The sequence below is a fragment of the Dongia rigui genome (assembly GCF_034044635.1).
Taxonomy (GTDB): Bacteria; Pseudomonadota; Alphaproteobacteria; order Dongiales; family Dongiaceae; genus Dongia; species Dongia rigui.
Window position 1 is genome coordinate 557058 of sequence record NZ_JAXCLX010000003.1, and the last position, 14320, is coordinate 571377.

The following is a 14320-nucleotide window of genomic DNA, read 5'->3' on the forward strand; positions in this document are numbered from 1 at the left end:
GAAAGTCCAAACCTGCGGTGCGCGCTTAAAGCATGGGATCGATGACAGTTTCGTGAAGCCATCTTCGATTTTGCATTGCGGCAGAAAATTTGGTGGCGAGAAGAGGGTGCCGGCCAAAGCATTGGCCGACACCCGTTCTTGCATCGGATGACGGCCCTTACTTCACCTCGGCGCCGACCACCTTGTCCCAGTTCGTGGTGATGTATTCCTTGGCGCCGTGCTGTTCGTCGAGCGTCGGGAAGCTTGCCTTCTCATAGGCGGCGGCCGGCGGCAGCTTGTCGAGCATCTCCTGCGGCACCTTGCCGTTCTTCACCAGATCGTTGAAGCGGATCGGGTGGCAGTAGCCCTTCAGCCAGCCGAGCTGACCCTCGTCGGAATAGAGATACTCCATCCACAGCTTCGCGGCATTGGGATGCGGCGCGTAGGCGCTGATCGCCTGGACGTAGACGCCAGCCAGCACGGTGCTCTCCGGCACGACGACCTCGACCGGCGGGTTGCCCTTCAGCGTGTCGCGATCGGCGAGCGCCAGATAGTCCCAGCGCAGGATGATCGGCGTCGTTCCTTGCGCCAGGCTGTTGGCCTTGCCGCCCACCGGCACGAAGTTACCCGACTTGTTGAGCTTGGCGAAGAAATCGAGCCCCGCCTTGCCGGCATCGTGGCCGGGCTTGGCGCCGGTCGACAGACCCGCCGCATAGATCGACATGATGCCTTCATTGCCGGTGCGCGGATCGCCGGAGAGGGCGACCATGTTGGCGTATTCAGGCTTCAAGAGATCGGCAAAATCCGTCGGCACATCCTTGACGATGTCGGTGTTCACCTCGAAGGAGAGCACGCCGTAATAGTCGCCATACCAATAGCCCTCGGCATCCTTTGCGCTGTCGGGGATCGTTGCCCAGGTTGCGACCTTGTAAGGCTGCACCAGGCCCTCGGCCTTGGACGACGGGCCGAAGCCCAATCCGACATCGATGACATCCGGCGCCTGCGGACCCTTGTTGTCCTTGTTGGACTTGATCGCCTCGATCTCGTCGCCCGAGCCGCCATCGGGGTTGAGCTCGTTGACCTTCAGGCCGTATTTGGCTTTGAAGTTCTCAATGAGCTCGCCATAGCCGCACCAGTCATGCGGCAAAGCGATGGTGGTCAGCTCGCCTTCGGCCTGCGCCGCCTTTACCAGTTCATCAAGGGGTGCCGCCCCGGCAAAGCCGGTCGAAAGTGCTGTCGTCGTCGTCAGCGTGGCAAGGCCAAGGGCTGCCAGGCGTTTCATGGATGTCATCTCATATCTCCCCAAACGGTATCTCGCCTGGCGCCGATTGCGCGAGGGCGACGGGGCTTAGACCATGTGCTTAGTGACGCCTTGGTGAAGGCCGCGTGGCATTCTGGCGATTCCCGATGCTGATCCAGGTTCGCTACAGATGGTGTATTTCGTGCCCGCTGGCGCAGGGCTGCGCGGAAAGCTAGGATGCCGGCCGTTTTGCCGCACCACCTTCAGGAATGCTCCATGACCGCCTTGCGCAAGATCCTTTTCATCTCGGCCGATCAATGGCGTGCCGAATGCCTGTCCGCCCTGGGCCATCCCACGGTGAAGACGCCGCATCTCGATGCGCTGGCGGCGGATTCGGTGCTGTTCAAGCGCCACTTCACGGTGACGGCGCCCTGCGGGCCGGCGCGGGCCAGCCTCCATACGGGGCTCTATCTGATGAACCACCGCTCGGGTCGCAACGGCACGCCGTTGGATGCGCGGCACACCAATGTGGCGCTGGAGGCCCGCAAGATCGGCCTCGACCCGACGCTGCTTGGCTATACCGATACCAGCGCCGATCCGCGCGGACGCCATCCCAACGACCCGGCCTTGAAGACCTATGAAGGGCCGCTGCCCGGCTATAAGCCGACCATGATCTTCCAGGAATACATGGCGCAGTGGATGGCCGACCTCAAAGCCAAGGGCTATGACTTCGAAGGCCGCCACGACGTCTATAAGCCCAAGCCAGGTTTCGAGAAGCCCGCGGATCGCGGCCACCGCTTCATTCCGACCTTCTTCAAGAATGAGGACAGCGACACGACCTTCATGGCCAATCGCATCCTCAACTGGCTGGACGATCGCAAACAGGAAGAATGGTTCCTGCACTGCGTATTCCTGCGCCCGCATCCGCCGGTCATCACGCCGGAACCCTATAATGCGATATATGACCCGACGGACGTGCCCTTCCCCAACCGCAAGGCAACGCCGGAGGAAGAAGCTGAGCAGCACCCGCATTTGAAGGCCATGATTGGGAAGCTCTCGAAACCCAATTCCTATGACGAGCACAACCCCAACAACCTCGTCACCATGTCCGACCTGGAACTCCGGCAGATGCGGGCCTGCTATTACGGCATGATGAACGAGGTCGACGATGCGGTCGGCCGCATCATCGCCCACCTCAAGGCCACCGGCGAATATGACCACACGCTCATCATCTTCACCTGCGATCATGGCGAGATGGGTGGCGACCATTACACCTGGGGCAAGGAAACCTATTTCGACCAGAGCTTCGCCATTCCGCTGATGATCCGCGACCCGCGGCATCTCGCCGATGCGACGCGCGGTTCGATCGTCGATGCCTTCACGGAATCAGTCGACATCATGCCGACCATCCTCGACTGGCTGGGTGCCGAGATTCCGGCCCAGGCTGACGGCCGCTCGCTCATGGGCTTCCTCACCGGCGCCCCGCCCGCCAGTTGGCGCCAGGAAGCGCATATGGAAATCGATTTCCGCTCCGGCCCCTATGGCGGCATCGATGCCGAACGCGCCTTCGGCATCGACAGCCACGAATGCCAGATGGCCATCATCCGCGGCAAGCGCTGGAAGTATGTGCATTTTGCGGCGCTGCCGCCGCTGCTGTTCGACCTTGAGAACGATCCGGCCGAGATGAACGATCTCTCCAAGGATCCGGGCCATGCCGGCATCATGCTGGAAATGGCGCAGAAGATGCTCTCCTGGCGCCTGCGCCATCAGGAACATGTCCTGACCGACCTCCACAACAGCCCGAACGGCGTGGAGGATTGGGGCAAAAGGCGGCGGGGGTAGAAGCCCCCTCTCCCCCACCCTCCCCCACGTTGGGGGGAGGGAGTTCCATCGAGTTCGCAAATCAGATCGCGTTCAAGCTGGCTAGCGTTCCCTCCCCCCAACGTGGGGGAGGGTTAGGGAGAGGGGGCTGTTTTAAAACGGCGTCGGATCGACGAAGCGTTTCACGACGTTCTCGGTCAAGCGGCTGACATTGTTCTTGTAGTCGCTATGCGCCAGCGAGCCGCCATAGGAGATGGAGCCCGTCGAGAAGACGGCACCGCCATTGGGCGTCTCAAAGAACATCATGTCGCAGCGGACGCGTGGGTTGGTGTCGCCGTTGACCGCCGAGTGGGTGTGGTTCATTTCCTCATTGACCCAGTGATATGAGTCCGGGAAATCGGTTGCCGCTGCGACGATAAGCGCGTGCGGCGGGGTGCCGAGGCGCGTATCGGCGCGGTCGACCTCCCAGCCGGCGGCACCACCACCGACCGTGCCGAAATCGCCGATCGGCTCGTCGCCGATGCCTTCGAACATGAAGGCCGCGCGTGGGTCACGGCTGGCCTCGGTGCGATGATAGGGGACCGCATTGACGAAGCCCTGTGCCGCGAAGGCATTGCCGACCAGCATGTTGGGCGGGCGGCCGTTGCGTGCCCACAGGCCCGACATCTCGCCGGTGAAGCTCATGAAATTCTCGCCCGCCTCCGAGAACCAGGCGCGCATGCCATCTTCGGCGCGGCGATGCTCGATGACGCCGGGCAGGCCGGCATGATAGGCGATGCGCCAGTAGAAGCCGTTGGCGCCCATATACATGAGACGCCCGCCGCCATTGGTATAGGTCTGCAGCGCGTCCAGCATCTGCTTGGTGTAATATTCGGGATGCGTGCCGGTCATGACGCAGCGATAGGGTCGGAGGCATTCCACGCCCTCGGCATGCAGATCGTCATCGGTGATGACGTCATAAGGCAGCCGCAACTTCTCCAGCCAGTCGGTGAGATGCGTGTCGGCATTGAACTGCCACAGATCGGTCTTCGGTCGCATGTTGAGGATGGGCCGCAGATGCGATGAATAACATACGCCGCTGCCATCGGTGTGTTCGTCATAGACCGAGAGGCCGAAGCTCTCATGCTCCTCGAGGTAGCGATCGACCTCGCTCATCGTGGCGAATTTGCAGGATGACAGCTCCTCGAACCACCAGGATGAAATCATCTGGTGATTGGCATAGGCAAGATAGCTGGCGGTGGGGATCAGCAGCGCCAAGGGTGCCGTCGCCGTGCCGCGTGGCGGGCGCACGAAGAAGGGGACGAAATCCTCGGTTTTGTTGCCTTGCGCATCCTTCTGCCAGATCTGGGCGCAATAGATGCCGGATTTCAGACCTTCCGGAACTTCGAAGGAAAAGTCGGTGCGCCAGCCGCAATCATAAAGGTCGTCATCGTGGAAATGGATGGCGCCGTAATGCTCGGGCTTGGAGCGGAAGTCGAAATCCGAGGAATCCCAGTTCCAGCCGGTCATGGCACGGGTCGGCAGATTGATCGTGCGGCCGTGATGGCGGTTGCCTGAAACGTCCGACACTTTCACCGTGGAAATGCCGCGGGAAAAATCCCACGCCGCCACCACATGCTGGGCCAGTTCCACATCCAGCGGCAGATCGCGCAAGCGCTCGATCTCGGCAGCCTTCAATGCCCGCGCCGAGACACGCGGGCCGTCAATCTTGCCGTTGTAGTGAGCGGTTGCAAACTTGTCGTCATTCCAGGCGGCAATCAGGAAGCGCCCGCCTTCACCCACCGGATCGGCGAGGGTGAATGTCTCGCTGACGCTGGCGGGAATGCCGTGATAGCTGAGCATCATGTTGTGGCCCAGTGTCACGCGACCGGTGCCCGCATCGAAGACGGCGTAGACTTCATACCAGTGCCGCGAGAGAAGCTTCACACCCGTCGAAACCGGCGCATTCTTGCCGGCGCGAAAGGCGAGGCAGCCGTTTTCATCGATGAAAAGCGCATAGCCAGACCCGGTCGCGGCATCGTAATTGCCGAGGATCGCCTGCGGCTTGCCATTGCCGGGGAGCGTCGGCCAGACCATGGCCTGGACCGTGAAATTTGGGAGGTCGAAAGGCTGGCGCGCCGTCACCCAGACATAGGAACCGGCCAGGATCGGCTGCTGACGCGCCGGGTAGGCCCCGTCGATGGCACTGTCGATCTTTTCGAGCTTGAGGCCCGGGCCTTCGGGTGAATCATCGCCGCAGATGAGGCGCACCAGGCGGGCCTTGAACTTGCCCTGCAGCGGCGCGCTGATCTTGAATTCGACCACGTCGCCGGGCACGGCGCTCAGGCGGTCGGTATAGCCGAGAATACGTTCGTTCATGATCTGGGTACTCTTATTGCACGGGGCAGGCCCCTATTGAATTGGACAAGACTGGCCGGTCACTTCCTGGAAGCGGGCACGGAAGCAGGCCCAGACGGCGCTACCGTAATCGGTGAAGGCTTCTGATTCGTCGATCTCGACCTTCATGCCGCGCACCGGACCCATGCGGCCCAATCGCCATTCCTTGTAAGGCACCGTGCAGACGATGATGGTACGCCCGCGTGCAAAGCCCCAGCGCAGCAATTGCAGCATCTTCTGCAGATCGGCACTGTAGGGGCCAAATGGCGCCGCCTTGAATTGGCGCGCCAAGGCAGCGCTTTCGGCGCTGCCGGGATCGATTTTCAACATGTAGCCACCCCTGTTCCGGCGGCCCGCCCGTCGCGCCGCCCACGCACGCTATTTTCTGTGCGTATAACGATCATATAGGGCCATGAGGCCGGCTGTCGAGGAATCGGCAGGGCCACCTTTGCCGGCAAGAAGCGCGTTCGCCATCTCCTTGCCGAGCTCGACGCCCCATTGATCGAAGGGGTTGATGTTCCAGATGGTTGCCGCGACGAAGACCTTATGCTCGTAGAGCGCGATGAGCGCACCCAGATGATAGGGGTCGAGCACCGGCAGCAGCAATGTCGTCGACGGACGATTGCCGGGGAAGGTGCGGTGTGGCGTCAGGAACGCGACCTCATCGGCTGCTTTTCCGGCGGCCTTCATCTCGGCACTCACCGTCTCGGCGGATTTGCCGAAGGCAAGGGCCGCCGATTGTGCAAGGCCATTGGCGAACAGCATCTGGTGCTGTTCCGGGAAGGCCGAGCGGTCGCGGGCGGTGAGGATGAAGTCGCAGGGCACGGGCTCCGATCCCTGGTGCAGCATCTGGTGGAAGGCATGCTGCCCATTGGTACCCGCCTGGCCCCAGATCACCGGCGAGGTCTGCCAGGTAACCGGCTGGCCCTCGCGCGTCACGCGCTTGCCGTTGCTCTCCATCTCCAGCTGCTGGAGATAGGCCGGAAGGCGCCACAGATCCTGCGCGTAAGGCAAAATGGCCTGCGAACCGAAGCCGCAGAAATTGCGATGCCACACCTGCAGCAGCCCCATGATGACGGGCAGATTCTCTGTGAGCGGCGCCTCGGCAAAATGCCGATCGACAGCAGCGGCACCGGCAAGGAGGTCGCGGAATTTATGAGGGCCGACGGCAAGGATGATGGAAAGGCCGATCGCCGACCAAAGGGAGTAGCGCCCACCGACCCAGTCCCAGAAGCGGAACATGCGGTCGGGGTTGATGCCGAAGGCCGTCACCGCCTCGATATTGGTCGAGACCGCGACAAAATGCCGATCGACTGCGGCCTCGCCGAGCTTGCCGGCAAGCCATTTCCGCGCCGCTTTGGCATTCGCCATGGTTTCGGCCGTGGTGAAGGTCTTCGAGGCGACGATGAACAGCGTCTTTTCCGGAACGGCGCGGCTCAGCACCAGATCAAGATGCGCCCCATCGACATTGGAAACGAAATCGAGCTGCAGCTTGCCGCCGATATCGGCGCGCAGGCCGTCGACGATGAGGGCCGGTCCCAGATCGGAGCCGCCGATGCCGATATTGACGATATGGCGGATGCGCTTACCCGTCGCCCCCTTGAAGGCGCCCATGCGCACTTCATCAGCGAAATCGCACAACAGATCGAGCTCGCGCTCGACCTGGGGTGCCACATCCTTGCCGTCGATGGCGAAGGCGAGGCCATTGCCCGCATGGGCGGCAGGTGCGCGCAGCGCCATGTGCAAAGCCGGACGGTTTTCAGTGTTGTTGACGCGGGCGCCGCCGAAAAGCTTGGCGCGCGCCTCTTCAAGCCCCGCATCACGCGCCAAATCGAAAAGCAGTCCCATCGTGACATCGCTGACGCCGTTCTTCGAATAGTCGAGAACGACATCGCCGAACGTGGCCGAAAAATTTTTGAAGCGCGCCGGGTCGGCCGCAAAAAGCGACGCGAGGGTCGTGCCTTTCAGCTTCGCCTGATGCTCGATGAGAGATTTCCACGAAGAGAATTCGGTCGGTTTCGTCATGTCACCACATCCGGTTGGGCACGGCCAGAAAGTCGCTTGATGCCGATAATGTCTTCGGCTTGGGCGATCAGGTCTGCCAGCGCCACTTGCGCGTCCAGCTGAAGATTGCCCGTGCGGGGCTCGAAACGTTCAATATAGAGGCGCAAGGTCGCACCTTCCGTGCCGGTACCGGACAGGCGCAAGACCAGACGGCCGCCATTGCCGAACACCAGGCGCACGCCCTGTTTTTCGCTGATCGAATTATCGATCGGGTCCTGATAGCGAAAATCGTCGGCCAGTTCGATGCCGCCGCGACCTTTGAGATCCTGCAGGCGCTGGCGCAGACCGTTCATGATGTCATTGGCCTTGGCGCTGTCGACCGCCTCGTAATCGTGGCGCGAATAATAGTGCCGGCCGAAACGGCGCCAATGCGCGTCGAGGATGGCAGGCACGGTTTCGCCCGTGGCGGCCAGCAGGTCGAGCCAGAACAACACGGCCCACAGCCCGTCCTTTTCGCGCACATGGTCGGAACCGGTGCCGTAGCTTTCCTCACCGCACAAGGTCACGCGGCCGGCGTCGAGCAGATTGCCGAAGAACTTCCACCCCGTCGGCGTCTCGAAGCTTTCGATGCCGAGTTCTGCTGCCACGACATCGGCCGCCCGGCTGGTCGGCATCGACCGCGCGACGCCACTGATCCCCTTGGCATAACCCGGGATGAGTTTTGCATTGGCTGCCAGTACGGCAAGGCTGTCGCTGGGTGTGACCGCGAGTTTTGGCCCCACGATCATGTTGCGATCGCCATCGCCGTCGGATGCCGCACCCAAGGCGGGCGCATCCGATGCCCACATCGCCGCCATCAGGGCTTCGGCATGGGCGGGATTGGGGTCAGGATGATGATTGCCGAAATCGGGCTTCGGCACGAAGTTCATGATCGATCCGGCCGGGGCGCCGAGACGCTTGATGAAAATCTCCTCGGCATAGGGGCCGGTCACGGCATGCATGGCGTCGAAGAGGACGCCGTTCTGCTTGATCCAGCTGCGCATGCGCGCAAAATCGAACAGCTTCTCCATCAACGCCGCATAGTCGGCGACCGGATCGATCACCTCGACCGTGAGCGCGCCGAGGCGCTGCGTGCCAATCTTGTCGAGATCGATGGTGCCCGCCTGGGCATCGAGAATGTCGTAGCCGGATAGGCGCTGCGACAAGGCGAAGATCGCCTCGGTCACGCTCTCCGGCGCCGGGCCGCCATTCGCCACATTGTATTTGATGCCGAAATCGCCATCGGGCCCGCCCGGATTATGGCTGGCGGAAAGAACGATGCCGCCCTTCAGTTGTCGCTGCCGAATGATGTTGCTGACGGCCGGCGTCGACAGGATGCCGCCCTTCCCCACCACGACCTTGGCGATACCATGGGCCGCCGCCATGCGCAGGATGATGGCGCTGGCCTCGCGGTTGAAATAGCGCCCATCACCGCCCAGCGCGATGGTACTGCCTTTGAGGTCGCCCACGCCGTCGAAGATCGCCTGCACGAACATGGCGAGATAATGCGGCTCGGCGAAACGCGTCACCTTCTTGCGCAGGCCCGAGGTGCCGGGCCGCTGGTCCATGAATGGCGGGCAATCGATATGGGAAACCTGCAAAACGTCAGCCGCCATCAAACTCATCCCTTTCTGTCAGCCATGATCTTCGCCCGCGTCTCCGACACGGCGTTGGCATGGGCATCGAAACCTTCATAGCGCGCAAGCACCTCGGCGGCCTTCGCAAGGCCCGCATAACCGGCCGGCGTCACCTGCGCCACGGTCGCGCGCTTCATGTAATCGAACACCGACAGCGGCGACATGGTCTTGGCCCAGCCGCTGGTCGGCAAGACGTTGTTGGGACCAATCACAAAATTCGCCAGCGTGTTGGAGCTGTTCTCGCCGAGCAGGATCTCACCGGCATTCCGGATCTGCCCCAGATGCACATAGGGTTCCTTGGCGTGGATCATCAGATGCTCTGGCGCATAGTCATTGACGAAGTCATAGGCGCTCTGGATATCCGGCGTCAGCACGATGCCGCCGCGGTCGGAACTCAACACGGTCATGGTGTAGTCGATCCGTGTTTCACTCATTTGACCGAAGAAACCGGGAATGGCTTTCAGCGCCGCCTCGGCGACAGCGCGCGACGGCGTCACCAGGAAACCGGAAGAATCCGGTCCATGTTCGACCTCGACCAGCAGATCGAGGGCGGCGAGACGCCCATCCGCCGTGTCATCGGCCAGAACCAGCGCCTCGGAAGGGCCGGCGAGCATGCCCGGATCGATCCGGTCGGCGAGCAGCTTCTTGGCGGCGATGAGGTAGGGCGAGCCCGGCCCCACGATCTTGAGGCAGCGCGGCACGCTTTCGGTCCCAAAGGCCGCAGCCGCCACGGCCTGCGCCCCGCCGACGCGGTAGACTTCGGTGACACCGGCAAGTTCGGCCGCAATCAAGGTCGCGGCATCGGCGCGGCCATCGGCACCCGGCGGGGTCAGCATCACGACGCGCCTCGCACCGGCAACGACGGCCGGGATCGCCGTCATCAACGCCACGGAGGGAAAAGATCCCTTGCCGCGCGGCACGTAGCAGGCAACCGAATCCAAGGGCGACCAGCGCTCACCCGCAAAGACGCCGGGCCGCATTTCCTTCAGCCACATTTCCTCGGGCATCTGCGCCTGGTGATAGCGGCGGATGTTGTCGGCGGCGAATTCCAACGCTGCGACGACCTCGGCCGAAACGGCTTTGCGCGCCCAGGCGAAATCTTCCGCCGGCGTCTTGATCGCCTTGAAATCGGCCGGCGCCCCATCGAAGCGCTGCGCGCAGCGGATGAGCGCCGCATCGCCCTCTTTTTCGACGGCACTGAGGATCGGTTTCACTGCTTCGATGAAGGAGTCGAGATTCTCCTCCGAGCGCACCAGCAGGCGGGCGCGGGCTGCCTCGTCCAATTGGGCGAGTTCATAGAATCGGATCGAGCGGTCGGTCATGGCAGGGAAAAGGTCCGGGCGAGAACGGGTGAAGGGAAAGTCGGGTCCCAGCTTAACCGGGCCCGGTCCCGCCTTGCCACCCGAAAACGATGCAGTGCAGCAAACCCTCGCGCTTCAGCGGGTTCTCACATTATTTGCCCAAAAAAGATCGCCCAACCGCAAAGAGGAAGCGGTTGGGCGCGTGGGCCGATCTCGGCGGGGGTTCCCTTTCGGGGGGTAGGTCCGGCTGGGGTCACCAAGATCGGCCGACCAGTCAAGCAACGTTCAACCAGTTGGGGCCGGCAAAGCGAGAAACTGAAAGATGGGAGGGTTGATCAGGCCAGGAACGACAGACGCGAGCGGGCGAGGGAGATGCGCGAGCGATACGTCAACCGTGAGCGAAGGACCTCGCGAGACCGCTCAAGCAAGCGCGAGCGTGTTGTCACGGGGCCGAGCCAGCCCGGCGTCAGGCCCAGGGCGATGACCCAGGTAACCAATGCCAACCCGACAATCGTCTCGATCATGGCTTTCTCCTCCAAGCATTCGGGCCGCGCCAATCCGGCCGACCCAAATGGATCCGACATCTTTGGAAATCTTGTGAGACCAAGCTACGAGACCGAGGGCGGCCTCGCTGCCGACAAGCCGGTGACCGACGTGACAAGGCTGTGATCCTGGATTTGCATTTTAGGACAAAACTTTAGCGTCCAGCGGGCGTGACCGCACACGATCTGTGCGGTCACGCCAAAAGTGTTTAACGGGCGCCTTTACTGGGAGAGCAAATATCCAGTGCCGGCGCCAGCGGCGCCGCCAATGAGCGCCCCCATACCGGCCGATCCGCCAGAAAGTGCGCCGATGGCCGCACCACCCGCGGCACCGATGGCGCCGCCGGACAGGGTGCGCTGCTGGGTTGACGACATGTTCGAACAGGCGCCGAGGCTGACGGCCAGCAGACCAGCCGCGGCGAGCATCTTGGCGGGGCGGGTCAATGAGTGGGTGGCAGGCTGTTGGATCGGTGACCCTGACATGGCTCTCTCCTGTCTCGTTCTAGCCGCCAAATGAACGGCGGCCGGTGCGATCAGTGCCAGGAACGCGGCGTCACATCGCTGTGAGGCGATAAATACTGAATTATTTCAATATATTAGAAGCCATCTTGCCGCTCGGTTAAAATCGGGATAGGTCACGGCTGAAATGGGTGGGCTCCATGAGAGCCTGACGCCGCCGGTTGATGTAGGGCGCGCCCGCAATTTTTGGATTTTCAAGATCATGAGCAAAAGCCAGCCGCGCGTCGGCATCGTCAGCCTGGGCTGCCCCAAGGCGCTCGTCGATTCGGAACGGATCCTCACCCAGCTGCGCGCTGAGGGGTATGAAATTTCCGATACCTATAGCGGGGCCGACGTCGTCATCGTCAACACCTGCGGCTTCCTCGATTCCGCCCGCACCGAAAGCTTGGAGGCGATCGGCGAGGCGCTTAACGAGAACGGCAAGGTCATCGTCACCGGCTGCCTGGGTGCGACACCCGAACTCATCCGCGGCGATTATCCGAACGTCCTCGCCATCACCGGTCCGCAGCAATATGAGACCGTCGTGAATGCGGTTCACGGCGTCGTGCCGCCCAAGCATGACCCCTTCATGGATCTGGTGCCGCCGGCCGGTCTCAAACTGACGCCGCGCCATTATGCCTATTTGAAGATTTCGGAAGGCTGCAACAACCGCTGCACCTTCTGCATCATTCCGTCCCTGCGCGGCGATCTTGCCTCGCGCCCGGCGCGCGAAGTGCTGATCGAAGCCGAGAATCTGGTGAAATCCGGCGTCAAGGAATTGCTGGTCATCAGCCAGGATACCTCGGCCTATGGAATCGATATCAAATACGCCGAGAGCAAATATCAAGGCCGCATGGTCAAGGCGAAGTTCCTGGATCTGGCGCGCGAATTGGGCCAGCTCGGCGCCTGGACGCGCCTCCATTACGTCTATCCCTATCCGCATGTCGACGATGTCATTCCGTTGATGGCGGAAGGCCTGGTGCTCCCTTATCTCGATATTCCGTTCCAGCATGCGAGCCCGAAGGTCTTGAAGGCGATGAAGCGGCCCGGCAACCAGGAGAAGGTGCTGGAGCGCATCAAGAAGTGGCGCGAGATCTGCCCCGACCTCACCATCCGCTCGACCTTCATCGTCGGTTTCCCCGGCGAGACCGAGGATGATTTCAACTACATGCTCGACTGGCTGGAAGAAGCGCAGCTCGACCGCGTCGGTTGCTTCAAATACGAACCCGTGGACGGCGCCAAGGCCAATGATCTCGGCCTTGAGCAGGTGGATGAGGACGAGAAGCATGACCGCTGGGACCGTTTCATGGAAACCCAACGCCAGATCAGCGAAGAGCGCATGCAGAAGAAAGTCGGCAAGACGCTCGACGTGCTGATCGACGAGGCCGACAAGGTGCAGGCGATTGGCCGCTCGTCGGCGGATGCGCCGGAAATCGACGGCCAGGTCTTTGTCGGCAATCTCGGCAAGAAGCGCCTCAAGGCCGGCGACATGGTGAAGGTGAAGATCGAGCGCGCCGAGGATTACGATCTCTGGGGCGACCTCGTCAGCTAAGGAACCTAATCCAGCGTCATCCCCGGGCCCTGTCGGCGCATGCCGACATGCCTCGGCCGGGACCCGGGGATCCACTGATTGCCTGGAGGAAGTGGATGCCCGGCCAATGGGATCAACGCTGGGCCCGGGCATGACGAGCATAAACTGCCGACGATTGTTGTCAGCCACCTGCGCGGCGGCTAGGTTTGCCCCGTCGTAAAGCGGGGGATGAAAATGGACGAGGCTGAGTTCCAGCGCAAAAAGGCGGAGATGGAGCCCTGGTATTGGTGGGGCATCCAGACCTTCTTTAAATGCAAGTTCGACGAGAACCCGGCCAATTGCGACATTGCGTTGGTGGGCGTGCCGCATTCCTCCGGCAACGGCTCGACCGAGCGCGACCAGCACCTGGCACCACGCGCTGTGCGCAATGTTTCCGGCTGGTATCGCCGTGGCCATCAGCATTACGGCATCGTTCCCTGGGAATCGGCGCGCATCAACGACATCGGCGATGTGCCGCTGCCCCATGCCATGGTCAACGACATCTGCGTCAAGGATATCGAGGCTTTCTATAAGCGCGTCGATGCGGCCGGCGCCCGGCCCGTCTCGATCGGCGGCGATCATTCGATCACTGGGCCGATCCTCAAAGCGCTGGCCGGCAAGGACGCCAAGACGACCAAGGGCCGCAAATGCGCCCTCCTTCATTTCGATGCCCATCGCGACGATTACGAACACATCCCGCATTGGCTGGGCGCCGAGCGATCAGCGGCACATTGGGCCGCCTATACCGTGACCGAGCAGCATGTCGACCCGGAACGCAGTGTGCAGATCGGCATGCGCGGCAACCCCATTCGCCCGCGCAAGGACCTCAATTTCAGCAAGCTCGGCTATCGCCTGATCCCGGCCGATGAATTCTTCGAGATCGGCATCGAGAAGACCATCGAGATCATCCGCGAGCGTGTCGGTGACATGCCGCTCTACATCACCTTCGATCTCGACTGCCTGGACCCGGCCGATGCGCCGGCCGTCTCCAATCTGGAACCGCTGCATGAGGGCCTCCGCGCCTCGCAAATCGTCAAGATCTTCCACGGCCTGCGCGGGCTCGACATCATCGGCGGCGACATCGTCTGCATGATCCCCACCAAGGACAACCCCAACAACATCACCGCCATGAACGCGATGGCGATCATGTTCGAAATGGCGGCGCTGATTGCCGACAACATCGACAAGGGGCGGCGGTAGTTCCCTCCTCAACGAATAGTCAGGCCCGGGCCAAGCGTTGGTCCGATTGGCCGGGCATCCACTCCCTCAAGGCGGTCCTTGCGGGATGGGCTGCACCTCGCAAGAATGCACGC

At 62.1% G+C, this 14320-nt stretch carries 11 protein-coding genes; 4 read left to right on the top strand and 7 right to left on the bottom strand.

Annotated elements, in window-relative coordinates; translation table 11 throughout:
- Window positions 1-157 precede the first annotated feature (157 nt).
- Window positions 158-1270 carry an ABC transporter substrate-binding protein gene (locus SMD31_RS18105; protein WP_320502331.1) on the bottom strand — a complete coding sequence of 371 codons (1113 nt, stop codon included), beginning with the start codon at window positions 1268-1270 and terminating at the stop codon, window positions 158-160.
- Window positions 1271-1495: 225 nt separating this feature from the next.
- On the opposite strand from SMD31_RS18105, the gene SMD31_RS18110 reads away from it, so the two are divergent.
- Window positions 1496-3061 carry an alkaline phosphatase family protein gene (locus SMD31_RS18110; protein WP_320502332.1) on the top strand — a complete coding sequence of 522 codons (1566 nt, stop codon included), beginning with the start codon at window positions 1496-1498 and terminating at the stop codon, window positions 3059-3061.
- Between the two features lie 132 nt (window positions 3062-3193).
- Here SMD31_RS18110 and SMD31_RS18115 read toward each other — a convergent pair whose 3' ends face one another.
- From SMD31_RS18115 to hisD, 5 genes are read right to left on the bottom strand one after another with little or no spacing between them, the layout of a single operon-like run.
- Entirely contained in the window at window positions 3194-5398 is a 2205-nt protein-coding gene (locus tag SMD31_RS18115; protein WP_320502333.1) for a N,N-dimethylformamidase beta subunit family domain-containing protein, read from the bottom strand.
- A 33-nt stretch (window positions 5399-5431) separates the two neighbouring features.
- Window positions 5432-5746, bottom strand: a complete 315-nt coding sequence (locus SMD31_RS18120) for a hypothetical protein (RefSeq protein WP_320502334.1) — start codon at window positions 5744-5746, stop codon at window positions 5432-5434.
- A gap of 48 nt (window positions 5747-5794) precedes the next feature.
- Entirely contained in the window at window positions 5795-7441 is a 1647-nt protein-coding gene (gene pgi, locus SMD31_RS18125) for a glucose-6-phosphate isomerase (protein WP_320502335.1), read from the bottom strand.
- Window positions 7438-9075 (bottom strand): alpha-D-glucose phosphate-specific phosphoglucomutase, encoded by a 1638-nt coding sequence (locus SMD31_RS18130; RefSeq protein WP_320502336.1) that lies wholly within the window; start codon window positions 9073-9075, stop codon window positions 7438-7440. The genes pgi and SMD31_RS18130 overlap by 4 nt, the downstream gene beginning before the upstream one ends.
- Before the next feature lie 5 nt (window positions 9076-9080).
- Window positions 9081-10418, bottom strand: coding sequence for a histidinol dehydrogenase (hisD, locus tag SMD31_RS18135; protein ID WP_320502337.1), 1338 nt, complete (start codon window positions 10416-10418; stop codon window positions 9081-9083).
- A 459-nt stretch (window positions 10419-10877) separates the two neighbouring features.
- Between hisD and SMD31_RS18140 the strand changes: the two genes are divergently transcribed.
- A complete protein-coding gene (locus tag SMD31_RS18140) occupies window positions 10878-11066 on the top strand; it encodes a hypothetical protein (RefSeq protein WP_320502338.1) in 189 nt (62 codons plus the stop codon).
- 95 nt (window positions 11067-11161) lie between these two features.
- Here the strand turns inward: SMD31_RS18140 and SMD31_RS18145 are convergent, their stop codons facing one another.
- Window positions 11162-11422, bottom strand: coding sequence for a YMGG-like glycine zipper-containing protein (locus SMD31_RS18145; protein ID WP_320502339.1), 261 nt, complete (start codon window positions 11420-11422; stop codon window positions 11162-11164).
- Between the two features lie 238 nt (window positions 11423-11660).
- Between SMD31_RS18145 and rimO the strand changes: the two genes are divergently transcribed.
- Together rimO and SMD31_RS18155 are read left to right on the top strand one after the other, a co-directional pair.
- Window positions 11661-12989 (top strand): 30S ribosomal protein S12 methylthiotransferase RimO, encoded by a 1329-nt coding sequence (rimO, locus tag SMD31_RS18150; protein ID WP_320502340.1) that lies wholly within the window; start codon window positions 11661-11663, stop codon window positions 12987-12989.
- A 213-nt stretch (window positions 12990-13202) separates the two neighbouring features.
- Complete coding sequence (locus SMD31_RS18155) at window positions 13203-14207, top strand: arginase family protein (RefSeq protein WP_320502341.1); 1005 nt, start codon at window positions 13203-13205, stop codon at window positions 14205-14207.
- Window positions 14208-14320: the final 113 nt, after the last annotated feature.